This is a genomic window from Pseudomonas sp. PF05 (assembly GCF_056521845.1).
This window is the reverse complement of the sequence record NZ_JBWLPW010000007.1, coordinates 200748-223501: the sequence shown is the minus strand read 5'-3', so window position 1 is coordinate 223501 and position 22754 is coordinate 200748. Positions and strand designations below refer to the sequence as shown.

Sequence of the window (22754 nt, the reverse complement as noted above, 5' to 3'; positions counted from 1 at the left end):
TAAAGCGATGTATCAGATGCGCTTGGCTTGTGCCGCTGCGTTGCCGATGTAACTGGCCGGCGTGAGCTTTTTCAGCTCGGCGCGGGCCGAGGCAGGCATGTCCAGGCCATCAATGAAAGTCTGCAACGCTTCAGGGCTGATGCCCTTGCCACGGGTCAGTTCTTTCAGCTTTTCATACGGGTTTTCGATGTTGTAGCGACGCATCACGGTCTGGATCGGCTCGGCCAGGACTTCCCAGCAAGCGTCCAGGTCGGCGGCGATCTTCTGCTCGTTCAGTTCCAGCTTGCTGATGCCCTTGAGGCTGGCTTCGTAGGCAATGACACTATGGGCAAAACCCACGCCCAGGTTGCGCAGTACGGTGGAGTCGGTCAGGTCGCGCTGCCAGCGGGAGATCGGCAGTTTGCTCGCCAGGTGCTGGAACAGCGCGTTGGCGATGCCCAGGTTACCTTCGGAGTTTTCGAAGTCGATCGGGTTGACCTTGTGCGGCATGGTCGAAGAACCGATTTCGCCGGCGATGGTGCGCTGCTTGAAGTAACCCAGGGAAATGTAGCCCCAGATGTCACGGTCGAAGTCGATCAGGATGGTGTTGAAGCGCGCGATCGCGTCGAACAACTCGGCGATGTAGTCGTGCGGCTCGATCTGGGTGGTGTACGGGTTGAAGCTCAGGCCCAGTTCGTCTTCGATGAAGGCGCGGGCGTTGGCTTCCCAGTCGATGTCCGGGTAGGCCGACAGGTGGGCGTTGTAGTTGCCCACGGCGCCGTTGATCTTGCCCAGCAGTGGCACGGCGGCCACTTGGGCGATCTGGCGCTCCAGGCGGTAGACCACGTTCGCCAGTTCCTTGCCCAGGGTGGTCGGCGAAGCCGGCTGACCGTGGGTGCGCGACAGCATCGGCACGTCGGCGAAGCGGATCGCCAGCTCGCGGATGGCCTGGGCGGTCTGGCGCATCAGCGGCAACATCACCTCATCACGGCCTTCGCGCAGCATCAGGGCGTGGGACAGGTTGTTGATGTCCTCGCTGGTGCAGGCGAAGTGGATGAACTCGCTGACATTGGCCAGCTCCGGCAGCTTGGCCGCCTGCTCCTTGAGCAGGTATTCGATGGCCTTGACGTCGTGGTTGGTGGTGCGCTCGATCTCTTTGACGCGCTCGGCGTGCTCCAGCACAAAATTTTCTGCCAGGGCGTTCAGCACCGCGTTGGCTTCGGCAGAAAACGCCGGGACTTCGCTGATGGCAGGGTGGGCGGCCAGGCGCTGGAGCCAGCGCACTTCAACCAGGACGCGGGCACGGATCAGGCCGTACTCGCTGAAAATCGGGCGCAGGGCCTGGGTTTTGCCGGCGTAGCGGCCGTCTACAGGGGAAACCGCAGTGAGCGAAGAGAGCTGCATGGGGTGTTCTCGGACAGTCGGGCAACGAAATGGGGCGCGTATCATACATGAAAACAATCGCCGGTCCGTCGCCAACTGACCGGCGTGTTACGCGTAACGAAATAAAACTTTTGATGCTTGTGGCGAGGGCGCTTGCTCCTGCTGGGTCTGTAGGAGCTGTCGAGTGCAACGAGGCTGCGATCTTTCCCTGGGCGCTTGAATCCCAAGCGAAAGATCAAAAGATCGCAGCCTTCGGCAGCTCCTACAAGTCCGATGGGAGCAAGCTCGCCACAAAAAACGGGTTGAGGCGACTTATTCGTTGCGCATCAACGGGTAAAGCTCTTTAAGTAATTTGCGTCGGCTGACCACCAGCTGCCAGCGATGGCCGCCCAACTGCCGCCACAGCCGTGCCGAACGAATCCCGGCCAGCAGAAGGGCACGGATCTTCGAGGCATTGCTCGGTTGCTGCAGGTTGCGCATGTCGCCATGCACCTGGATGCGCTGGCGCAAGGTGCTCAGGGTGTCCTGGTACAGCGCGCCGCAGGCCGCGACGACGTTTTCGTGGGAAGGGCCGAAGTGCTCGACCTGGGACTGGATCTGCGGCAAGCGTTTGCCGATGGTCTCCAGCAGGTCGTCGCGCTTGGCCAGCTGGCGCTCAAGGCCCAGCATCGACAGGGCATAGCGCAGCGGTTCGCGTTGCAGGGCGCTGGGATCGCGCTCCAGGGCGCCGATCAGTGCACGGTAGCCTTCGCGCAGGTTCAGGTCGTCGCCGCCGTAGACTTCCAGGGTGTCCTTGGGGTCGCGAACCAGCAGGCTGCCGAGCATGCAGGCCACGCCCGCGTCGCTGGCCTGGCCGGTCTTGGCGATCCGGTCCACCAGCACGGCGGCGAGAAACACGCCGCCCAATGCCGTCAGTTGTTCCTGGATAGGGGTCATGCCTTGCTGCTCCAGGGCTCTGCGATTTCGATCACGCCGCCGCCCAGGCAGATTTCCCCGTCGTAGAACACCACGGACTGGCCGGGTGTGACTGCTCGTTGTGGGTCGTCGAACGTCGCGCGATAGCCCGTGGCGGTTTTTTCCAGCATGCAGGGTTGGTCGCTCTGGCGGTAGCGAACCTTGGCCGTGAGGCGGCGCGGTTGGCTGAGGTCGATCGGGTTGACCCAATAGATGTCCGAGGCGAGCAGGGCGCGGGAAAACAACCAGGGATGGTCGTTGCCCTGGCCGACGATCAGCTCGTTGTGCTCCAGGTCCTTGACCAGCACGTACCACGGCTCCTCCCCGGCGTCTTTCAGTCCGCCGATGCCCAGGCCCTGGCGCTGGCCGATGGTGTGGTACATCAGGCCATGGTGACGGCCGATGACTTCGCCTTCGGTCGTCTTGATCTCGCCCGGCTGGGCCGGCAGGTATTGCTTGAGGAAGTCGCTGAAACGCCGCTCGCCGATAAAGCAGATCCCGGTGGAGTCTTTTTTCTTGGCGGTGGCGAGCTGGTGTTTTTCGGCGATCGCGCGCACTTCAGGCTTTTCCAGTTCGCCTACCGGGAACAGGGTCTTGGCGATCTGCTCACCGCCGACGGCATGCAGGAAGTAGCTCTGGTCCTTGTTCGGGTCCAGGCCCTTGAGCAGCTCGGTGCGGCCGTCGATGTCGCGGCGACGCACGTAGTGGCCGGTGGCGATCAGGTCGGCGCCGAGCATCATGGCGTAGTCGAGGAACGCCTTGAACTTGATTTCGCGGTTGCAGAGGATGTCCGGGTTCGGCGTGCGGCCGGCCTTGTATTCGGCCAGGAAGTGCTCGAACACGTTGTCCCAGTACTCGGCGGCGAAGTTGGCGGTGTGCAGCTTGATGCCGATCTTGTCGCACACGGCCTGGGCGTCCGCCAGGTCGTCCATGGCGGTGCAGTATTCGGTGCCGTCGTCTTCTTCCCAGTTCTTCATGAACAGGCCTTCCACCTCATAACCCTGCTCGATCAGCAGTAGGGCGGAAACGGAAGAGTCCACGCCGCCGGACATGCCGACTATGACGCGTTGCTTGGGTGTGTTCGAAGAGGCTGGATCACGCATAGGAATTCAATGAGTGTCTTGAAAAAGGACGCGATTCTATCAGGCCCGGGCGCTCAAGGCTAAAGAGAAGGGCGGATCAGTGACAGGCTGTGGCAGTGGCCGGCCAGATAATCGTCGATGCAGCGGATGATCAGCTCGCTGCGCCAGTGCTCGCGCTGCTCGAGGAGTTCGTCGCGGGTCAGCCATTTGGCGCCGAGGATGCCGTCGTCCAGCGGCCGTTCAGGGTTGTGTTTCAAGGCCTTGGCGGCGAAGCAGACCCTTTGGTAGGTCACGCCGTTGCTGGGGGCGGTGTACAGATATATGCCCACCACGGCCGTGGGTTCGACGTCCCAGCCGGTTTCTTCCAGGGTTTCGCGCACGGCGGCTTCGGTCAGGGTTTCGTCCGGGTCAAGGTGGCCGGCGGGCTGGTTGAGGACTGCGCGTCCGGCCTTGGATTCTTCCACCATCAGGAAGCGGCCGTGGTCTTCGACGATGGTGGCGACGGTGATGTGGGGTTGCCAGTTCATAAGGTTCTTCTATTTCTCGGATTGGTATGTGGGTTGCGGGGGGGGGGGTGTTGATTGAGTACATATCCGTTGCTGCGGTCACGGCTGCCTATGGTTCCGCTCTTACAGCGGCTCACTTTTGAGAAGCCCGGAAGCCGGCCCAGTCAAAAGTAAGCAAAACGCTCATGCCCCACCACTCGGTGCCTCGCCTAGGCTCGGCATGCCCTCTCTCCAGCATTGCTCCGTGGGCCGCCGCGAAGGGCCATCCATGGCCGGCTATCCCGGCATCCATGCCGGGATGCCCACTCCACAATGCCTGCGTTCGGCCAGCGTGGTTAACGGGGCGCCCGAGATCAACGTCCACCGCGAGGCGGCCTAGTAGCCGACCTGGTTCTTCCGGTCGTACACCCATCAGATCTGTTTGAGTAGGACCTGTGGGAGCAAAGCTTGCTCGCGATAGCGGTGTGTCAGTCAATATTTGAATTGAATGATGAATTGCAATCGCGAGCAAGCTCGCTTGGATGTTTAGACTTGAAGGGGTGGGTTCTAGATGCCAGAAACACAAACCCCGGCACCAGGCCGGGGTTCGTGGTACTGCCTACAGCCTTACACCAGCGCAGCAATCGCCGCGTTGAAGGTGTTGCTCGGGCGCATGGCCTTGCTGGTCAGCTCCGGGTTGGCGAAGTAGTAACCGCCGATGTCCACTGGCTTGCCTTGGACGGCACTGAGTTCGGCAACGATTTTTTCTTCGTTGTCGGTCAATGTCTTGGCCAGGGAAGTGAACTGAGCCTTGAGGGCTGCGTCGTCGTCTTGAGCGGCCAGTGCCTGGGCCCAGAACAGGGTCAGGTAGAAGTGGCTGCCGCGGTTGTCGATGCCGCCGACCTTGCGCGAAGGCGACTTGTTGCGGTCCAGGAACTCACCGGTAGCCTGGTCCAGGGTCTTGGCCAGCACCAGGGCTTTCGGGTTGTTGTAGGTTACGCCCAGGTGCTCGAGGGACGCGGCCAGGGCCAGGAACTCGCCCAGGGAATCCCAGCGCAGGAAGTTTTCTTCCAGCAATTGCTGCACGTGCTTGGGGGCCGAGCCGCCGGCGCCGGTTTCGAACAGGCCACCGCCGTTCATCAGCGGCACGATCGACAGCATCTTGGCACTGGTGCCCAGTTCCATGATCGGGAACAGGTCGGTCAGGTAGTCGCGCAGTACGTTGCCGGTCACCGAGATGGTGTCCTTGCCCTCGCGGGTGCGGGCCAGGGTGAACTTCATCGCGTCGACCGGCGACATGATGCGGATGTCCAGGCCGGCAGTGTCGTAGTCCTTCAGGTAAGCCTGGACTTTCTCGATCACGACGCCGTCATGGGCGCGCATCGGGTCCAGCCAGAAGATCGCTGGGGTGCTGCTGGCGCGGGCACGGTTGACGGCCAGTTTGACCCAGTCCTGGATCGGCGCGTCCTTGGTCTGGCACATGCGGAAGATGTCGCCAGCTTCGACGCCCTGCTCCAGCAGGGTGCGACCATTGTTGTCCGAAACACGCACCACGCCGTCGACCTTGATCTGGAAGGTCTTGTCGTGGGAACCGTACTCTTCGGCTTTCTTGGCCATCAGGCCAACGTTTGGCACGCTGCCCATGGTGGTGGGGTCGAAGGCGCCGTGTTGCTTGCAGTCTTCGATCACCGCCTGGTAGATGGTGGCGTAGCAGCGATCCGGGATCACGGCCTTGGTGTCGTGCAGCTGGCCGTCGGTGCCCCACATCTTGCCGGAGTCACGGATCATGGCCGGCATCGAGGCGTCGACGATGACATCGCTCGGCACGTGCAGGTTGGTGATGCCTTTGTCGGAGTTGACCATCGCCAGGGATGGGCGTGCTGCGTAGACCGCCTGGATATCGGCTTCGATCTGCGCCTGCTGCTCGGCCGGCAGGGCCTTGATGCGAGCGTAGAGGTCGCCGATGCCGTTGTTCAGGTTGAAGCCGATCTGTTCCAGCACTTGGGCGTGCTTGGCCAGGGCGTCTTTATAGAACTCGGCAACGATCTGGCCGAACATGATCGGGTCGGAGACCTTCATCATGGTGGCCTTGAGGTGAACCGACAGCAGGACGCCCTTTTGCTTGGCGTCTTCGATTTCAGCGGCGATGAACTCGCGCAGGGCGTTTTTGCTCATCACGGCGCAGTCGAGGATCTCACCGGCTTGTACGGTGGTTTTTTCCTTCAGGACAGTGGCAGTGCCGTCCTGGGCGATCAGCTCGATTTTCACGCTGCCGGCGGCGTCGATCAGGGCGGCCTTTTCGCTGCCGTAGAAATCGCCGTTGCTCATGTGGGCAACGTGGGACTTGGAGTCCGCTGCCCAGGCGCCCATCTTGTGCGGGTGCTTGCGGGCGTAGTTCTTGACCGACAGCGGCGCGCGACGGTCGGAGTTGCCTTCGCGCAGGACCGGGTTCACGGCGCTGCCCTTGATCTTGTCGTAGCGGGCACGAGCGTCTTTCTCGGCATCGCTGGTCACGGTTTCCGGGTAGTCCGGCAGTGCGTAGCCCTGGGCCTGCAATTCCTTGATCGCGGCCTGCAGTTGCGGCACCGAGGCGCTGATGTTCGGCAGCTTGATGATGTTGGCTTCAGGCGTAACGGCCAGGTCGCCCAATTCGGCGAGGTGGTCGGCTACGGCTTTGTCACCCAGTTGCTCGGGGAAGCTGGCCAGGATGCGCCCTGCGAGGGAGATATCGCGGGTTTCCACGGCGATATCGGCCGAAGCGGTAAAGGCTTCGACGATCGGCAGCAGCGAATAGGTGGCGAGGGCGGGCGCTTCGTCGGTGAAGGTATAGATGATCTTCGAGCGGGTGGGCATATTCGGATTAACTCTCTTCTTTGCTAAAGCATGCGCAGAAACTCGAGGGGCGCCGGGTAAGCGCGTTCGTTCAAAGTCTTCCGTGAACCGAATGTCGAGGTTTCTTCGCGGTGATGTTGGGTGCATCAGTCGAGCGTCAAGCGGTTGGGCCGCGGTAACGGTCCGGCTTTTAAGCTGGCGGAAAGACCTGTGATAGAGCGCTCAGCCAGTGTGACCCTGCGGTCAGCGGCGACATTATACATAGGTAGCTGGCAATCTGCCGATGGTTCATAGACTTCCGTACACGTCCATTGGTCTAAACGTCGCAGTACCGAAGGAGCAGGCTATGCTCATGTTTGGCGCTTTTCCCTTGGTTTTCAGGATTGTACATCGCGAACTGCAACGCTTTACCCCGGATGAGCCTAACGTAGGGTTTGCGCGCCGATTCAAGTGGGGTACGCTCGAACGCAGCCAGATGTTCAATCCAAGCAACGGAGTTCAGCATGGGGTATCAAAAGATTCAGGTTCCAGCCGTCGGTGACAAAATCACCGTCAATGCAGACCATTCTCTTAATGTTCCCGACAACCCGATCATCCCCTTCATCGAAGGCGACGGCATTGGCGTCGATATCAGTCCGGTCATGATCAAGGTTGTGGACGCTGCGGTTCAGAAGGCCTATGGCGGCAAGCGCAAGATTTCCTGGATGGAAGTCTATGCCGGTGAGAAAGCGACTCAGGTCTATGACCAGGACACCTGGCTGCCCCAGGAAACCCTGGATGCGGTCAAGGATTACGTGGTTTCCATCAAGGGCCCGCTGACCACGCCGGTGGGCGGTGGAATCCGTTCGCTGAACGTGGCCCTGCGCCAGCAACTCGACCTGTACGTGTGCCTGCGCCCGGTGCGCTGGTTCGAAGGCGTGCCAAGCCCGGTCAAGAAGCCTGGCGACGTGGACATGACGATCTTCCGCGAGAACTCCGAAGACATCTACGCTGGCATCGAGTGGAAGGCCGGTTCGGCCGAAGCCACCAAGGTCATCAAGTTCCTGAAAGAAGAAATGGGCGTGACCAAGATTCGTTTCGACGAGGACTGCGGCATCGGCATCAAGCCGGTTTCCAAGCAGGGCACCCAGCGCCTGGCTCGCAAGGCCTTGCAATATGTTGTCGACAACGACCGCGATTCGCTGACCATCGTGCATAAAGGCAACATCATGAAGTTCACCGAAGGTGCCTTCAAGGAATGGGCCTACGAAGTGGCGGCCGAGGAATTCGGCGCGACCCTGCTCGACGGCGGCCCGTGGATGCAGTTCAAGAACCCCAAGACCGGCAAGAATGTCGTCGTCAAGGACGCCATCGCCGATGCCATGTTGCAGCAGATCCTGCTGCGTCCGGCTGAATATGATGTGATCGCCACTCTGAACCTGAACGGTGACTACCTGTCCGACGCCCTGGCGGCGGAAGTGGGCGGTATCGGTATTGCGCCAGGCGCCAACCTGTCCGACACCGTGGCGATGTTCGAAGCCACCCACGGTACCGCGCCCAAGTATGCCGGCAAGGACCAGGTCAATCCGGGCTCGCTGATCCTATCGGCGGAAATGATGCTGCGCCACATGGGGTGGACCGAAGCGGCCGACCTGATCATCAAGGGCACCAATGGCGCAATCTCGGCCAAGACCGTGACCTATGACTTCGAACGCCTGATGGAGGGCGCCAAGCTGGTGTCGTCCTCGGGCTTCGGTGATGCCCTGATCTCGCACATGTAAGCGGATCGGCGCTTAGCGCGAATGCCCGGCTCGAGTGATCGAGCCGGGCATTTTCATTTGTCCGGATCGACGACCGGTCAATGGGTTTCGGTGACCCTGACCTGGACAGGGGCGGGCGTTTCTTCGATGGTGACAGCCCTGATGTTGACCGCGTGCAGACCCTTGGGTCCCTGGATGACGTCGAACGTCACAGGTTGTCCGGCCTTCAGGGTTTTGTAACCTTCCATGTTGATGGCCGAGTAATGGGCGAAAAGGTCTTCATCATCCCTGCCGGCTGCGATAATGAAACCGTAGCCCTTGGCATTGTTGAACCATTTCACCTTGCCATTCATCTTGACGACCGACATAACCCATTTCCCTCTGCAACGCACTCCATCACTGGAGTATCATCCAGTCCATCCGCAGGCTAATCTTGAAGTAAGGATAGATTCCACGGACCTTTTTAACCCACGATGGGCTCTATTGGTTGTAACACCGTTTTCCCGATAGTCAAGGTGGCCGGGTGGTCGTGGTTGAAATCGCCCACAAGCGCCCCCATCACTGTATTCGCCAACTAAACGAACCTTTCTTTCCATGCATGCAGTCAGCCAGATTCGACTAACATTCAATCAGGATCGCCCGGATCTACACGACGACGATTCCGCAGGCATTGCTGTTCAGGAAGCAAAGCCTGCATTACAGGCGCCGCCGATGTACAAGGTGGTTTTGTTCAACGATGACTACACACCGATGGATTTCGTCGTCGAAGTGCTCGAGGTGTTTTTTAACCTGAATCGCGAGCTGGCGACCAAGGTCATGCTGGCCGTCCATACAGAGGGACGGGCAGTATGTGGAGTGTTTACCCGCGACATCGCCGAGACGAAGGCCATGCAGGTCAACCAGTACGCCCGGGAAAGCCAGCATCCGCTACTCTGTGAAATCGAGAAGGACGGTTAACGCCGACCACTTGGGTATGAGGTGAAGCTATGTTAAACCGCGAGCTCGAAGTCACCCTCAATCTTGCCTTCAAGGAGGCTCGTTCGAAGCGTCATGAATTCATGACCGTCGAACACCTGCTGCTGGCCCTATTGGATAACGAGGCTGCCGCCACCGTTTTGCGTGCCTGCGGCGCGAACCTCGATAAACTCAAGCATGATCTGCAGGAGTTCATCGACTCCACCACGCCACTGATCCCCGTTCATGACGAGGATCGCGAAACCCAGCCAACCCTGGGCTTCCAGCGTGTCCTGCAGCGTGCTGTCTTCCATGTACAGAGCTCGGGCAAGCGTGAAGTCACCGGCGCCAACGTGCTGGTTGCCATCTTCAGCGAGCAGGAAAGCCAGGCGGTGTTCCTGCTCAAGCAGCAGAGCGTGGCGCGTATCGATGTCGTCAACTACATCGCCCATGGCATCTCCAAGGTGCCGGGGCATGGCGATCATTCCGAAGGTGAGCAGGATATGCAGGATGACGAGGGCGGTGAGTCTTCTTCTTCAGGCAACCCATTGGATGCCTATGCCAGCAACCTGAACGAACTGGCACGCCAGGGGCGCATTGACCCGCTGGTCGGGCGCGAAGCGGAAGTCGAGCGTGTTGCCCAGATCCTGGCCCGGCGTCGCAAGAACAACCCATTGCTGGTGGGCGAGGCGGGCGTAGGCAAGACCGCAATCGCCGAAGGCCTGGCCAAGCGCATCGTCGACAACCAGGTGCCGGACCTGCTGGCCAACAGCGTGGTGTATTCCCTCGACCTGGGTGCCTTGCTGGCCGGTACCAAGTACCGCGGCGATTTCGAGAAACGCTTCAAGGCGTTGCTCGGCGAGCTGAAAAAACGTCCGCAAGCGATCCTGTTCATCGACGAAATCCACACCATTATTGGTGCCGGGGCGGCGTCGGGTGGGGTCATGGATGCGTCGAACCTGCTCAAGCCGTTGCTGTCGTCGGGTGATATCCGTTGCATCGGTTCGACCACGTTCCAGGAATTTCGCGGGATCTTCGAGAAAGACCGTGCCCTGGCCCGGCGCTTCCAGAAGGTCGATGTGTCGGAGCCTTCGGTGGAAGACACCATCGGCATCCTGCGCGGCCTGAAAGGGCGTTTCGAGCTGCACCACAATATCGAGTACAGCGATGAAGCCCTGCGCGCTGCGGCTGAGCTGGCCTCGCGCTACATCAACGACCGGCACATGCCGGACAAGGCCATCGACGTCATCGACGAAGCAGGTGCCTACCAGCGCCTGCAACCGGTGGAGAAACGCGTCAAACGCATCGAAGTGCCTCAGGTCGAGGACATCGTGGCGAAAATCGCGCGTATTCCGCCTAAGCATGTCACCAGTTCCGACAAGGAGCTGCTGCGTAACCTGGAGCGTGACCTGAAGCTGACGGTGTTCGGCCAGGACGCGGCTATCGACTCGTTGTCGACCGCCATCAAGCTGTCCCGCGCCGGTCTCAAGTCACCGGACAAACCGGTAGGTTCGTTCCTGTTCGCCGGGCCGACCGGTGTCGGCAAGACCGAGGCGGCACGGCAGCTGGCCAAGGCGATGGGCATCGAACTGGTTCGCTTCGACATGTCCGAGTACATGGAGCGCCACACCGTATCGCGTCTGATCGGTGCGCCTCCGGGCTATGTCGGTTTCGATCAGGGCGGCCTGTTGACCGAAGCCATCACCAAGCAGCCACACTGCGTATTGTTGCTCGACGAAATCGAGAAGGCGCATCCGGAAGTCTTCAACCTGCTCCTGCAGGTCATGGACCACGGTACGCTCACCGATAACAACGGGCGCAAGGCGGACTTCCGCAACGTGATCATCATCATGACCACGAACGCCGGTGCCGAAACCGCTGCTCGTGCTTCGATCGGTTTCACCCATCAGGACCACTCGTCCGATGCGATGGAAGTGATCAAGAAGAGCTTCACGCCTGAGTTCCGCAACCGCCTGGACACCATTATCCAGTTTGGTCGCCTCAGTCATGAAGTCATCAAGAGCGTGGTGGACAAGTTCCTTACCGAACTTCAGGCGCAGCTCGAAGACAAGCGTGTGTTGCTGGAAGTTACCGATGCGGCCCGCAGTTGGCTGGCCGAAGGTGGTTACGACGTGACGATGGGGGCGCGGCCGATGGCTCGCTTGATCCAGGACAAGATCAAGCGTCCGCTGGCCGAGGAAATCCTCTTTGGCGAACTGGCCGAACATGGCGGTGTGGTGCACATCGACATCAAGGACGGCGAGCTGACCTTCGACTTCGAAACCACGGCCGAAATGGCCTGACCGTTAGTTGCAACAAAGCAAAAGGCGCCGAAAGGCGCCTTTTTGCTGACTTCAGAAATACGCCGATTTCCTGTGGGATCTGTGTGTTTCTGAAGGGTGAGGCAAATCGCAGACAAACAAAAACGCCCGGCATCAGCCGGGCGTTTTGTATTGACTTGTTAGCGCGCGCGGTAAGTGATGCGCCCTTTGCTCAAGTCATAGGGCGTCAGCTCGACGCGCACTTTGTCACCGGTAAGAATACGAATGTAGTTCTTGCGCATCTTGCCGGAGATATGCGCGGTTACGACGTGCCCATTTTCCAACTCCACACGAAACATGGTGTTGGGCAGGGTGTCGACGACAGTGCCTTCCATTTCGAAGCTGTCTTCTTTCGACATGCAGTAAAGCCCTCGGTATCCAGTGAATGGCCCGGTGCAACTGCGCCAGGCAAAAGCGGCGTGCATTGTGCCCGAAAAAGGGGGGTCAAGCCAAGGGGTTCTAGCTTTAAAGGCGCAGGGTTCTAACTCAGGACCACCCACCGTTGGTTAATCAGCAGTTCAATGGGGCGATATTGGGTCTTGTAGTTCATTTTCTTGCAGTTTTTGATCCAGTAACCCAAGTACACCGCCTCCAGTCCCAAGCGCTGGGCTTCGTTGATTTGCCAAAGGATGGCAAACCGCCCCAGGCTGCGCCGCTCTTCGTCCGGCTCGTAGAAGGTGTACACCGCTGAAAGCCCATTGGGCAGCAGGTCTGTGACGGCAATGGCCATCAGTCGCCCTTCGAGACGGAACTCGTAGAAGCGGGAAAATGGCAGGTCACGCACCAGGAAGGTCGAGAACTGATCCCGACTGGGCGGGTACATGTCGCCATCGGCATGGCGTTGTTCGATGTAGCGCTGGTACAGGTCGAAATATTCTTCGGTGAATTGCGGCTTGGCCGGGCGGACCTGCAGGTCGGCATTGCGCTTGAAAATGCGTTTCTGCTGGCGGTTGGGCAAAAATTGCGCCACGGGAAGGCGCGCCGGGACGCAGGCGTTGCAATGTTGGCAATGGGGCCGGTAAAGGTGATCGCCGCTGCGACGAAAGCCCATTTCCGACAGGTCTGCGTAGACATGCACATCCATGGGCTGGCTAGGGTCGAGGAACAGCGTGGTGGCCTGCTCCTCCGGCAGGTAGCTGCAAGAGTGGGGCTGAGTGGCATAGAACTTCAAACGCGCCAACTCGGTCATGATCAACCCTCGGATAAACTTTTAAATTTAAGTGTAAGCCAGGAGCGCGAATGTCGCTCAGCAAACCCAGGTCGCGTGGTTGGGTTGATCCAGATGGGCCTTGAGATAGCCAGCAAACTCAGTCCGTGGTATCGGGCGGGCGCCCAGGCTGTGCAGGTGCTCGGTGGGCATCTGGCAGTCGATCAGCACGAAACCGGCGGCCTTGAGGTGTTGGACCAGCATCGCGAAGCCAAATTTGGACGCATTGTCGGCCCGGCTGAACATGGACTCGCCAAAAAACAGCTGCCCCATGGCCAAGCCATACAGGCCGCCCACCAATACCCCTTGGTCCCACACTTCCACCGAATGGGCGAAGCCGCGGCGGTGCAGTTCCAGATAGGCGGTTTGCATGGCCTCGGTGATCCAGGTGCCCTCGGCATAATCCCGCGGCGCGGCGCAGGCCTGGATGACTGCCGCAAAATCCTGGTCGAACGTCACTTCATAGCGCTGCTTGCGCAGCAGTTTGCCCAGGCTGCGGGATACGTGCAGTTCGTCGGGAAACAGTACCGTGCGCGGGTCTGGCGACCACCAGAGGATCGGTTGCCCCTCGGAAAACCATGGGAAGCAGCCGTGGCGATAGGCCTGGATCAGCCGGTCGGCGGACAGATCGCCACCGGCGGCCAGTAACCCGTTGGGATCGCGCATGGCTTTTGCCAGTGGCGGGAATTCGAAGCTGTTGCGTTGTAACCAGGTCAGCATGGGGATCCGGCGTAGTAGAAGGGGAGGGCGGCAGGTGGCGGGCCTCGCCCATCCGCGAGTGCCCGCCTGGAAGGTTAACCGTCAAGCGGCCGGGATGTCATCGAGATACTTCTCCGCATCGAGTGCCGCCATGCAACCGGCGCCCGCGGAGGTAATTGCCTGGCGATAGACATGGTCAGCCACATCGCCGGCGGCGAACACGCCCTGGATATCGGTCGCGGTGGCGTTGCCTTCGCCGCCGCCGCGCACGAGCAGGTAGCCGTCACGCATCTTCAACTGGCCCTGAAACAGCTCGGTATTGGGTTTATGGCCGATGGCAATGAACACGCCGGCCAGGGAAAGCGTGCTGGTTTCGCCGGTCTCGCTGTGGCGCAGGCGCGCGCCAGTCACGCCGCTGGCGTCGCCCAGCACTTCATCCAGGTTCTGGTTCCAGTGCAGCTTGATATTGCCGCTGGCGGCCTTTTCGAAGAGTTTGTCCTGCAGGATCTTCTCTGAACGCAGCTTGTCGCGACGATGGATCAGGTGCACTTGCCTGGCGATGTTCGACAGGTACAGGGCTTCTTCGACTGCGGTATTGCCGCCGCCGACCACGGCCACCACTTGGTTGCGGTAGAAAAAGCCATCGCAGGTCGCACACGCGGAAACCCCTTTGCCGGCGAAGCTTTCTTCCGAGGGCAGCCCCAGGTACTGGGCCGAGGCGCCGGTGGCAATGATCAGCGCATCGCAGGTGTAGGTGCCGCTGTCGCCGATCAATTCAAATGGGCGCTGTTGCAACTTGGCGGTGTGGACATGGTCGTAGACGATCTGTGTGTCGAAGCGTTCGGCGTGTCGTTGCATGCGCTCCATCAGTGCCGGGCCCGTCAGGCCTTCGACGTCGCCGGGCCAGTTGTCGACTTCCACGGTGGTGGTGAGCTGGCCACCGGCCTGCAGGCCGGTAATGACAACGGGTTTGAGGTTGGCCCGGGCAGCATAGACAGCTGCGCTGTATCCCGCTGGGCCGGAACCGAGAATGATCAGGCGTGAATGCTTCACTTCGCTCATAAAAAACACCTCATAAGCCTTTGTCACAAAAGAGAATGCATGGTCCAATTGGCGCGTGTACACCCTGTATCGGGCTATGCTGTGAGGCAATGCCTTGGCGCGGACAAACCCGTACAATGCTTGAGTTTTGAACGCAGGATGGGCTAAAGGTCAAAGTCTTCGGCACCACCTGCGGTTTTCTGGATGCGCCCCACAGTGGTAAAAGTAGTACCGGTTGTGCACATTCACTTTTTTACCTGCTCGTCATGGGCAGTTTTTTATAGTCATTCAACAGATGGACGCGCCGTTGGCGCAGGAAAAGAAGCGTTTTGAAGAAATCCACCGCAGCACCCAAACCAGTCGTTCCGCTATGGCGCCAGCAATTGCACTACCGACTCAAGGAAGGTGCGTTGATCGCCATCGGTGCCCTGTGCCTGTTCCTGATGATGGCCCTGCTGACCTACGGCAAGGACGATCCGGGCTGGAGCCATAACAGCAAGATCGACGACGTGCAGAATTTCGGCGGTCCGGCCGGTTCCTACAGCGCCGACATCCTGTTCATGGTGCTGGGCTATTTCGCCTACATCTTCCCGCTGCTGCTGGCGATCAAGGCCTACCAGATCTTTCGCCAGCGCCACGAGCCGTGGCAGTGGAGCGGCTGGCTGTTCTCCTGGCGCCTGATCGGCCTGGTGTTCCTGGTGTTGTCAGGGGCTGCGCTGGCCCACATCCATTTCCACGCGCCCACCGGCTTGCCGGCCGGGGCGGGCGGGGCGCTGGGTGAAAGCCTCGGCGACCTGGCCCGGAACGCCTTGAATATCCAGGGCAGCACGCTGCTGTTCATCGCCCTGTTCCTGTTCGGCCTGACGGTGTTCACCGACCTGTCATGGTTCAAGGTCATGGACATCACCGGCAAGATCACCCTCGACCTGATCGAACTGATCCAGGGCGCCATGAGCCGCTGGTGGGCGGCACGCACCGAGCGCAAGCAACTGGTGGCGCAACTGCGTGAAGTCGATGACCGCGTCCACGACGTGGTAGCCCCGACGACGCCGGACAAGCGCGAGCAGGCCAAGGTCAAGGAGCGCCTGATCGAGCGTGAGCAGGCGTTGAGCAAGCACATGTCCGATCGCGAGAAGCAGGTGCCGCCGGTCATCACCATGGCCCCGGCCAAGCCGCCCGAGCAAAGCAAGCGCGTACAGAAAGAGAAACAGGCGCCGCTGTTCGTCGACAGCGCGGTGGAAGGCACCTTGCCGCCGATCTCGATCCTGGACCCGGCCGAGAAGAAACAGCTCAACTATTCCCCCGAATCCCTGGCGGCCGTCGGCCATTTGCTGGAGATCAAGCTCAAGGAGTTCGGGGTCGAGGTCTCTGTGGACTCGATCCACCCGGGCCCGGTCATCACCCGCTACGAAATCCAGCCGGCCGCCGGTGTGAAGGTCAGCCGCATCGCCAACCTCGCGAAGGACCTGGCGCGCTCCCTGGCCGTGACCAGCGTGCGGGTGGTGGAAGTGATTCCCGGCAAGACCACCGTGGGCATCGAGATTCCCAACGAAGACCGGCAGATCGTGCGCTTCTCCGAAGTGCTGTCCACGCCTGAGTACGACAACCACAAGTCGCCGGTCACCCTGGCCCTGGGCCACGACATCGGCGGCAAGCCGGTCATCACTGACCTGGCGAAAATGCCCCACCTGCTGGTGGCCGGTACCACCGGTTCCGGTAAGTCGGTGGGCGTGAACGCGATGATCCTGTCGATTCTGTTCAAGTCAGGTCCCGAAGACGCCAAGCTGATCATGATCGACCCGAAAATGCTCGAGCTGTCGATCTACGAGGGCATCCCGCACCTGCTCTGCCCGGTGGTCACCGACATGAAGGACGCCGCCAACGCCTTGCGCTGGAGCGTCGCGGAGATGGAGCGCCGCTACAAGCTGATGGCGAAGATGGGCGTGCGCAACCTGTCGGGCTTCAATGCCAAGGTCAAGGAAGCCGAAGAAGCCGGTACGCCGTTGAGCGACCCGCTCTATCACCGCGAAAATATCCACGACGAAGCGCCGCTGCTGCACAAGCTGCCGACCATCGTGGTGGTGGTGGACGAATTCGCCGACATGATGATGATCGTCGGCAAGAAGGTCGAAGAGCTGATCGCCCGTATTGCCCAGAAGGCCCGTGCGGCCGGTATCCACCTGATCCTCGCCACACAGCGGCCGTCGGTGGACGTGATCACCGGCCTGATCAAGGCCAACATCCCGACCCGCATGGCGTTCCAGGTGTCGAGCAAGATCGACTCGCGGACCATCATCGACCAGGGTGGCGCCGAGCAGTTGCTTGGTCACGGTGACATGCTCTACATGCCGCCGGGCACCAGCCTGCCGATTCGTGTGCATGGCGCGTTCGTCTCCGACGACGAAGTGCACCGCGTGGTGGAGGCCTGGAAACTGCGCGGCGCTCCTGAATACAACGACGACATCCTCAACGGTGTCGAAGAAGCCGGCAGCGGTTTCGAGGGCAGCAGTGGCGGCGGTGACGACGATGCTGAAACCGATGCGCTCTATGACGAAGCGGTGCAGTTCGTCCTGGAGAGCCGTCGGGCCTCGATTTCTGCCGTACAGCGCAAGCTGAAGATTGGCTACAACCGCGCCGCCCGCATGATCGAAGCCATGGAAATGGCCGGGGTGGTGACGGCCATGAACACCAACGGCTCGCGCGAAGTACTGGCGCCGGGCCCGATGCGCGACTAACGACCCGGGCGGCCTGCCGACATGCCGCTCGACCCCCACGACTTCATGAGGACTCCCATGCGCCTGATTCGCATGTTGCTGTTGCCCGTACTGGCCCTGACCACCTTGTCGGCCCACGCCGACGAAAAGGACGTGGCCCGCCTGACCCAGTTGCTGGAGCGCTCCCAGACCCTGACCGCACGTTTCTCCCAGTTGACCCTCGACGGCAGCGGCACCCAATTGCAGGAAACCGCCGGCGACATGGCCCTGCAGCGTCCGGGGCTGTTCTACTGGCACACCGATGCGCCAGCCGAACAACTGATGGTCTCCGATGGCAAGAAAGTCTCCCTGTGGGACCCGGACCTGGAGCAGGTCACCATCAAGACCCTCGACCAGCGCCTGACCCAGACCCCGGCGCTGCTGCTCTCCGGTGACGTCTCCAAGATCAGCCAGAGCTTCGACATCAGCGCCAAGGAAGCCGGTGGCGTGATTGACTTCACCCTCAAGCCCAAGACCAAGGACAGTCTGTTCGACAGCCTGCGCCTGTCGTTCCGTAACGGCCTGGTCAATGACATGCAACTGATCGACAGTGTCGGCCAGCGCACCAATATCCTGTTCACCGGGGTCAAGGCCAACGAGCCGATTGCTGCGTCCAAGTTCAAGTTCGACATCCCCAAGGGTGCGGACGTGATCCAGGAATAAACCAAGGCCCCCTGTGGGGAATGGCCTATGGGAAATGGTCTATGGGAAATGGCCTGCGGGAAATGGCCTGTGGGAGCAAGGCTTGCCCGCGATTGCATCGCCTCGGTCTACCAGATGCACCGAGGTGTCTGTATCGCGGGCCAGCCTTGCTCCCACAGATGTGCTCTCACAGATCTACCCCTACAAATTTGCTCCCACAGATCTGCCCTGGCACAGATCATCGGCATCAGGACCCAGCGGAGGTTGCATAAGTAGTGATGGACCTGTTTCGAAGCGCCCCGATTGCCCAACCATTGGCCGCCCGCTTGCGCGCGACCAACCTGGATGAGTACGTCGGTCAGGAGCACGTGCTCGCCCGCGGCAAGCCCCTGCGCGAAGCGCTGGAGCAGGGCGCGCTGCATTCGATGATCTTCTGGGGCCCGCCGGGAGTGGGCAAGACCACCCTGGCGCGGCTGCTGGCGGAAGTCTCGGATGCCCACTTCGAAACGGTGTCGGCGGTGCTGGCCGGGGTCAAGGAAATCCGCCAGGCGGTGGAAGTGGCCAAGCAGCAGGCCGGACAGTACGGCAAGCGCACCATCCTGTTTGTCGATGAAGTGCACCGTTTCAACAAATCGCAGCAGGACGCGTTCCTGCCCTACGTCGAAGACGGGACGCTGATCTTCATCGGTGCAACCACTGAAAATCCTTCGTTCGAACTCAATAACGCCTTGCTGTCGCGGGCGCGGGTCTATGTGCTCAAGAGCCTCGACGAAGCGGCGATGCGCAAGCTGGTGCATCGTGCGCTGACCGAGGAGCGCGGCCTGGGCAAGCGGCATTTGAGTCTCAGCGATGAAGGCTTCCAGATCCTGTTTTCAGCCGCCGATGGCGATGGCCGACGCTTGCTCAACCTGCTGGAAAACGCCTCGGACCTGGCCGAAGACGACAGCGAGATCGGCGTCGAGCTGCTACAAAGCCTGCTGGGCGATACCCGGCGCCGCTTCGACAAGGGCGGCGAGGCGTTCTACGACCAGATTTCGGCGCTGCACAAATCCATACGCGGTTCCAACCCCGACGCCGCCTTGTACTGGTTTGCGCGCATGATCGACGGCGGCTGCGATCCGCTGTACCTGGCGCGGCGCGTGGTGCGCATGGCCAGCGAAGACATCGGCAATGCCGACCCGCGGGCCCTGAGCCTGTGCCTGGCGGCCTGGGACGTGCAGGAGCGCCTCGGCAGCCCGGAAGGCGAGCTTGCCGTGGCCCAGGCGATCACCTACCTGGCTTGCGCGCCGAAAAGCAACGCCGTGTACATGGGCTTCAAGGCGGCGATGCGCAGCGCCGCCGAGCACGGTTCCCTCGAGGTGCCGCTGCACCTGCGCAACGCGCCGACCAAGCTCATGAAGCAGCTGGGCTACGGCGAAGAATACCGTTACGCCCATGATGAGCCGGACGCCTATGCCGCCGGTGAAGACTATTTTCCCGAAGAACTCGAACCCCAGCGCTTCTATCAGCCGGTGCCCCGTGGCCTGGAGCTGAAGATCGGCGAGAAGCTCAACCACTTGGCGCAATTGGACCGCTTGAGTCCACGGCAGCGGAGAAAACCTTGATCCCCTTGATTCTTGCAGTTTGCGCCGGTGGTGCGGCCGGCACGCTGTTGCGTTTTGCCACCGGCAACTGGATCAACGCAAATTGGCCACGGCACTTCTATACCGCGACGCTGGCCGTTAATATCGTGGGCTGTCTGCTGATCGGTGTTCTATACGGTCTGTTTTTGATACGCCCGGAAGTGCCCATCGAGGTGCGTGCGGGGCTGATCGTCGGCTTTCTTGGCGGCCTGACGACCTTTTCATCCTTTTCACTGGATACGGTGCGCCTGCTGGAAAGCGGGCAAGTGCTGCTGGCCCTGGGCTATGCGGCCATCAGCGTATTCGGCGGGCTGCTCGCTACCTGGGCTGGCCTGTCCTTGACCAAACTTTGATAACGAGAGACCGACATGCTCGATTCCAAACTGTTACGTAGCAACCTTCAGGACGTAGCGGACCGCCTGGCTTCCCGTGGCTTTGCCCTGGACGTCGCGCGGATCGAAGCGCTGGAAGAACAGCGCAAGACCGTCCAGACCCGCACCGAAGCCCTGCAGGCTGAACGTAACGCGCGCTCCAAGTCCATCGGCCAGGCCAAGCAGCGCGGTGAAGACATCGCGCCGCTGATGGCCGATGTCGAGCGCATGGCGGGCGAATTGAGCGCCGGCAAGGTCGAGCTGGACGCGATCCAGACCGAGCTGGATTCGATCCTGCTGGGCATTCCGAACCTGCCTCACGAGTCGGTACCGGTCGGTGAAGACGAAGAGGGCAACGTCGAAGTGCGCCGTTGGGGCACGCCCAAAGCCTTCGATTTCCCAGTGCAGGACCACGTGGCCCTGGGCGAGAAATTCGGCTGGCTGGATTTCGAAACCGCCGCCAAGCTGTCGGGCGCCCGTTTTGCCTTGCTGCGTGGGCCGATTGCCCGTCTGCACCGGGCCCTGGCACAGTTCATGATCAACCTGCATGTCACCGAGCACGGCTACGAAGAAGCCTACACGCCGTACCTGGTCCAGGCACCGGCCCTGCAAGGCACCGGCCAGTTGCCGAAGTTCGAGGAAGACCTGTTCAAGATCAGCCGCGAAGGCGAGGCCGACCTGTACCTGATCCCGACTGCCGAGGTGTCGCTGACCAACATCGTCGCCGGCGAAATCGTCGATGCCAAGCAACTGCCGATCAAATTCGTCGCCCACACGCCGTGCTTCCGCAGTGAAGCCGGGGCGTCGGGCCGTGACACCCGCGGCATGATCCGCCAACACCAGTTCGACAAGGTCGAGATGGTCCAGGTCGTCGAGCCTTCGAAGTCCATGGAAGCCTTGGAAAGCCTGACCGCCAACGCCGAGAAAGTCCTGCAACTGCTGGAGCTGCCGTATCGCACCCTGGCGCTGTGCACCGGTGACATGGGCTTCAGTGCGGTCAAGACCTACGACCTGGAAGTCTGGATCCCGAGCCAGGACAAGTACCGCGAGATTTCTTCGTGCTCCAACTGCGGTGACTTCCAGGCGCGTCGCATGCAGGCGCGCTTCCGCAACCCGGAAACCGGCAAGCCGGAACTGGTCCACACCCTCAATGGCTCCGGCCTGGCGGTGGGTCGTACCCTGGTGGCCGTGCTGGAAAACTACCAGCAGGCCGACGGTTCGATCCGTGTGCCCGAGGTGTTGAAACCCTACATGGGCGGCATCGAGGTCATCGGCTAAATGGACTATTTGCCACTGTTCCACAACCTGCGCGGCAGCCGCGTGCTGGTGGTTGGCGGCGGGGAGATTGCCTTGCGCAAGTCTCGCCTGCTGGCCGATGCCGGCGCGTTGCTGCGGGTGGTCGCACCCGACATCGAACCGCAGTTGCGGGAACTGGTCAGTGGCAGCGGCGGTGAGTGTGTCGAGCGCGGTTACCTTGAGACGGATCTGGACGGTTGCGGGCTGATCATTGCCGCCACCGATGACGAACCACTCAATGCTCAGGTCTCGGCCGACGCTCATAAGCGTTGCGTGCCGGTCAACGTGGTGGACGCGCCGGCCCTGTGCAGCGTGATCTTTCCGGCGATTGTCGACCGCTCACCCTTGGTGATCGCAGTGTCCAGCGGCGGCGACGCGCCGGTGCTGGCGCGGCTGATCCGGGCCAAGCTGGAAACCTGGATTCCTTCGACCTACGGGCAACTGGCCGGGCTGGCGGCGCGTTTTCGCAGCCAGGTCAAAGGCTTGTTTCCCGATGTCCAGCAACGACGGGCGTTCTGGGAAGAAGTGTTCCAGGGCCCTATCGCCGACCGTCAACTGGCCGGGCAGGGTGCTGAAGCGGAGCGCCTGCTGCGGGAAAAGATCGACGGCCAGGCGCCGAACGCGCCGGGCGAAGTCTATCTGGTGGGGGCCGGGCCAGGCGATCCGGACCTGCTGACCTTCCGTGCCTTGCGCTTGATGCAGCAGGCAGACGTGGTGCTGTACGACCGCCTGGTGGCACCGGCAATCCTGGAACTGTGCCGGCGCGACGCCGAACGCATCTACGTCGGCAAGCGCCGCTCCGAACACGCCGTGCCCCAGGACCAGATCAACCAGCAATTGGTGGACCTGGCCCGACAAGGCAAGCGTGTGGTGCGGTTGAAGGGTGGCGATCCGTTCATCTTCGGTCGCGGCGGTGAGGAGATTGAAGAACTGGCGGCCCATGGCATCCCGTTCCAGGTCGTCCCGGGCATCACCGCGGCCAGTGGGTGCGCGGCCTACGCCGGGATCCCGCTGACCCATCGCGACTACGCCCAATCGGTGCGCTTCATCACCGGCCATCTCAAGGACGGCACCAGCGACTTGCCGTGGGCCGACCTGGTCTCTCCGGCCCAGACGCTGGTGTTCTACATGGGCTTGGTCGGCCTGCCGATGATCTGCAACGAGCTGATCAAGCACGGCCGTGGGGCGGATACGCCAGCTGCGCTGATCCAGCAGGGCACGACGTCCAACCAGCGGGTCTTTACCGGCACTTTGGCGGACTTGCCACGGCTGGTGGCCGAGCACGAAGTTCACGCGCCGACGTTGGTGATTGTCGGGGAAGTGGTGCAACTGCGCGAGAAACTGGCGTGGTTTGAAGGGGCGCAGGGGCAGGTCTGAAGACCGCATCACGCCCA

The 22754-nt window shown here is 61.1% G+C and carries 20 protein-coding genes; 10 read left to right on the top strand and 10 right to left on the bottom strand.

Annotated features, from left to right (window positions below):
- Positions 1 to 12 precede the first annotated feature (12 nt).
- The 4 genes from purB to AC09SL_RS14235 form a co-directional block, all read right to left on the bottom strand.
- Positions 13 to 1383 (bottom strand): adenylosuccinate lyase, encoded by a 1371-nt coding sequence (gene purB / locus AC09SL_RS14250; RefSeq protein ID WP_058546156.1) that lies wholly within the window; start codon positions 1381 to 1383, stop codon positions 13 to 15.
- A 291-nt stretch (positions 1384 to 1674) separates the two neighbouring features.
- Positions 1675 to 2298: a high frequency lysogenization protein HflD gene (gene hflD / locus AC09SL_RS14245; protein WP_058546157.1), complete on the bottom strand. Its 624-nt coding sequence runs from the start codon at positions 2296 to 2298 to the stop codon at positions 1675 to 1677.
- A complete protein-coding gene (gene mnmA, locus AC09SL_RS14240; RefSeq protein WP_058546158.1) occupies positions 2295 to 3419 on the bottom strand; it encodes a tRNA 2-thiouridine(34) synthase MnmA in 1125 nt (374 codons plus the stop codon). Before mnmA ends, hflD begins: the two co-directional genes overlap by 4 nt.
- A gap of 59 nt (positions 3420 to 3478) precedes the next feature.
- Complete coding sequence (locus AC09SL_RS14235; RefSeq protein ID WP_058546159.1) at positions 3479 to 3925, bottom strand: NUDIX hydrolase; 447 nt, start codon at positions 3923 to 3925, stop codon at positions 3479 to 3481.
- Between the two features lie 199 nt (positions 3926 to 4124).
- Between AC09SL_RS14235 and AC09SL_RS14230 the strand changes: the two genes are divergently transcribed.
- A complete protein-coding gene (locus AC09SL_RS14230; RefSeq protein ID WP_155742085.1) occupies positions 4125 to 4283 on the top strand; it encodes a hypothetical protein in 159 nt (52 codons plus the stop codon).
- Positions 4284 to 4510: 227 nt separating this feature from the next.
- Here the strand turns inward: AC09SL_RS14230 and AC09SL_RS14225 are convergent, their stop codons facing one another.
- The gene (locus AC09SL_RS14225; protein ID WP_058545300.1) at positions 4511 to 6736 is read right to left on the bottom strand and encodes an NADP-dependent isocitrate dehydrogenase; all 2226 of its coding nucleotides are present in this window, start codon (positions 6734 to 6736) and stop codon (positions 4511 to 4513) included.
- A 482-nt stretch (positions 6737 to 7218) separates the two neighbouring features.
- Here AC09SL_RS14225 and icd point away from each other — a divergent pair, with 482 nt between their 5' ends.
- A complete protein-coding gene (gene icd / locus AC09SL_RS14220) occupies positions 7219 to 8475 on the top strand; it encodes an NADP-dependent isocitrate dehydrogenase (protein WP_003203344.1) in 1257 nt (418 codons plus the stop codon).
- Positions 8476 to 8552: 77 nt separating this feature from the next.
- Here the strand turns inward: icd and AC09SL_RS14215 are convergent, their stop codons facing one another.
- A complete protein-coding gene (locus AC09SL_RS14215; RefSeq protein WP_058545302.1) occupies positions 8553 to 8822 on the bottom strand; it encodes a cold shock domain-containing protein in 270 nt (89 codons plus the stop codon).
- Positions 8823 to 9048: 226 nt separating this feature from the next.
- Here AC09SL_RS14215 and clpS point away from each other — a divergent pair, with 226 nt between their 5' ends.
- Together clpS and clpA are read left to right on the top strand one after the other, a co-directional pair.
- Positions 9049 to 9411: an ATP-dependent Clp protease adapter ClpS gene (gene clpS, locus AC09SL_RS14210; RefSeq protein WP_003180089.1), complete on the top strand. Its 363-nt coding sequence runs from the start codon at positions 9049 to 9051 to the stop codon at positions 9409 to 9411.
- 29 nt (positions 9412 to 9440) lie between these two features.
- Positions 9441 to 11711, top strand: coding sequence for an ATP-dependent Clp protease ATP-binding subunit ClpA (gene clpA, locus AC09SL_RS14205; protein ID WP_003203340.1), 2271 nt, complete (start codon positions 9441 to 9443; stop codon positions 11709 to 11711).
- A 158-nt stretch (positions 11712 to 11869) separates the two neighbouring features.
- Here the strand turns inward: clpA and infA are convergent, their stop codons facing one another.
- From infA to trxB, 4 genes are all read right to left on the bottom strand, one after another.
- On the bottom strand, positions 11870 to 12088 hold the full coding sequence (gene infA / locus AC09SL_RS14200; protein WP_002553999.1) for a translation initiation factor IF-1: 219 nt from the start codon (positions 12086 to 12088) through the stop codon (positions 11870 to 11872).
- A 122-nt stretch (positions 12089 to 12210) separates the two neighbouring features.
- Positions 12211 to 12918, bottom strand: a complete 708-nt coding sequence (locus tag AC09SL_RS14195) for an arginyltransferase (RefSeq protein WP_058545303.1) — start codon at positions 12916 to 12918, stop codon at positions 12211 to 12213.
- A gap of 57 nt (positions 12919 to 12975) precedes the next feature.
- The gene (gene aat / locus AC09SL_RS14190; RefSeq protein ID WP_058545304.1) at positions 12976 to 13656 is read right to left on the bottom strand and encodes a leucyl/phenylalanyl-tRNA--protein transferase; all 681 of its coding nucleotides are present in this window, start codon (positions 13654 to 13656) and stop codon (positions 12976 to 12978) included.
- 81 nt (positions 13657 to 13737) lie between these two features.
- On the bottom strand, positions 13738 to 14697 hold the full coding sequence (trxB, locus tag AC09SL_RS14185) for a thioredoxin-disulfide reductase (protein WP_058545305.1): 960 nt from the start codon (positions 14695 to 14697) through the stop codon (positions 13738 to 13740).
- Positions 14698 to 15005: 308 nt separating this feature from the next.
- Between trxB and AC09SL_RS14180 the strand changes: the two genes are divergently transcribed.
- The 6 genes from AC09SL_RS14180 to cysG all read left to right on the top strand — a co-directional run bounded on the left by AC09SL_RS14180 (position 15006) and on the right by cysG (position 22737).
- The gene (locus AC09SL_RS14180) at positions 15006 to 17411 is read left to right on the top strand and encodes a DNA translocase FtsK (protein ID WP_058545306.1); all 2406 of its coding nucleotides are present in this window, start codon (positions 15006 to 15008) and stop codon (positions 17409 to 17411) included.
- Positions 17412 to 17468: 57 nt separating this feature from the next.
- Positions 17469 to 18092 carry an outer membrane lipoprotein periplasmic chaperone LolA gene (lolA, locus tag AC09SL_RS14175; RefSeq protein WP_058545307.1) on the top strand — a complete coding sequence of 208 codons (624 nt, stop codon included), beginning with the start codon at positions 17469 to 17471 and terminating at the stop codon, positions 18090 to 18092.
- Between the two features lie 257 nt (positions 18093 to 18349).
- Positions 18350 to 19675 carry a replication-associated recombination protein A gene (locus AC09SL_RS14170; protein ID WP_058545308.1) on the top strand — a complete coding sequence of 442 codons (1326 nt, stop codon included), beginning with the start codon at positions 18350 to 18352 and terminating at the stop codon, positions 19673 to 19675.
- The gene (gene crcB, locus AC09SL_RS14165; protein ID WP_058545309.1) at positions 19672 to 20046 is read left to right on the top strand and encodes a fluoride efflux transporter CrcB; all 375 of its coding nucleotides are present in this window, start codon (positions 19672 to 19674) and stop codon (positions 20044 to 20046) included. Before AC09SL_RS14170 ends, crcB begins: the two co-directional genes overlap by 4 nt.
- 15 nt (positions 20047 to 20061) lie before the next feature.
- Positions 20062 to 21342, top strand: coding sequence for a serine--tRNA ligase (serS, locus tag AC09SL_RS14160; protein WP_058545310.1), 1281 nt, complete (start codon positions 20062 to 20064; stop codon positions 21340 to 21342).
- The gene (cysG, locus tag AC09SL_RS14155; RefSeq protein ID WP_064106935.1) at positions 21343 to 22737 is read left to right on the top strand and encodes a siroheme synthase CysG; all 1395 of its coding nucleotides are present in this window, start codon (positions 21343 to 21345) and stop codon (positions 22735 to 22737) included.
- Positions 22738 to 22754: the final 17 nt, after the last annotated feature.

What these genes read in the sequence shown, in the direction of transcription:
- AC09SL_RS14170 (WP_058545308.1), top strand. Translation starts at nt 18,350, where the DNA reads ATGGACCTGTTTCGAAGCGCCCCGATTGCCCAACCATTGGCCGCCCGC.
- AC09SL_RS14235 (WP_058546159.1), bottom strand. Translation starts at nt 3,925, where the DNA reads ATGAACTGGCAACCCCACATCACCGTCGCCACCATCGTCGAAGACCAC.
- infA (WP_002553999.1), bottom strand. Translation starts at nt 12,088, where the DNA reads ATGTCGAAAGAAGACAGCTTCGAAATGGAAGGCACTGTCGTCGACACC.
- trxB (WP_058545305.1), bottom strand. Translation starts at nt 14,697, where the DNA reads ATGAGCGAAGTGAAGCATTCACGCCTGATCATTCTCGGTTCCGGCCCA.
- aat (WP_058545304.1), bottom strand. Translation starts at nt 13,656, where the DNA reads ATGCTGACCTGGTTACAACGCAACAGCTTCGAATTCCCGCCACTGGCA.
- hflD (WP_058546157.1), bottom strand. Translation starts at nt 2,298, where the DNA reads ATGACCCCTATCCAGGAACAACTGACGGCATTGGGCGGCGTGTTTCTC.
- icd (WP_003203344.1), top strand. Translation starts at nt 7,219, where the DNA reads ATGGGGTATCAAAAGATTCAGGTTCCAGCCGTCGGTGACAAAATCACC.
- AC09SL_RS14225 (WP_058545300.1), bottom strand. Translation starts at nt 6,736, where the DNA reads ATGCCCACCCGCTCGAAGATCATCTATACCTTCACCGACGAAGCGCCC.
- mnmA (WP_058546158.1), bottom strand. Translation starts at nt 3,419, where the DNA reads ATGCGTGATCCAGCCTCTTCGAACACACCCAAGCAACGCGTCATAGTC.
- cysG (WP_064106935.1), top strand. Translation starts at nt 21,343, where the DNA reads ATGGACTATTTGCCACTGTTCCACAACCTGCGCGGCAGCCGCGTGCTG.
- AC09SL_RS14230 (WP_155742085.1), top strand. Translation starts at nt 4,125, where the DNA reads ATGCCCTCTCTCCAGCATTGCTCCGTGGGCCGCCGCGAAGGGCCATCC.
- purB (WP_058546156.1), bottom strand. Translation starts at nt 1,383, where the DNA reads ATGCAGCTCTCTTCGCTCACTGCGGTTTCCCCTGTAGACGGCCGCTAC.
- lolA (WP_058545307.1), top strand. Translation starts at nt 17,469, where the DNA reads ATGCGCCTGATTCGCATGTTGCTGTTGCCCGTACTGGCCCTGACCACC.
- AC09SL_RS14215 (WP_058545302.1), bottom strand. Translation starts at nt 8,822, where the DNA reads ATGTCGGTCGTCAAGATGAATGGCAAGGTGAAATGGTTCAACAATGCC.
- clpS (WP_003180089.1), top strand. Translation starts at nt 9,049, where the DNA reads ATGCATGCAGTCAGCCAGATTCGACTAACATTCAATCAGGATCGCCCG.
- AC09SL_RS14195 (WP_058545303.1), bottom strand. Translation starts at nt 12,918, where the DNA reads ATGACCGAGTTGGCGCGTTTGAAGTTCTATGCCACTCAGCCCCACTCT.
- serS (WP_058545310.1), top strand. Translation starts at nt 20,062, where the DNA reads ATGCTCGATTCCAAACTGTTACGTAGCAACCTTCAGGACGTAGCGGAC.
- clpA (WP_003203340.1), top strand. Translation starts at nt 9,441, where the DNA reads ATGTTAAACCGCGAGCTCGAAGTCACCCTCAATCTTGCCTTCAAGGAG.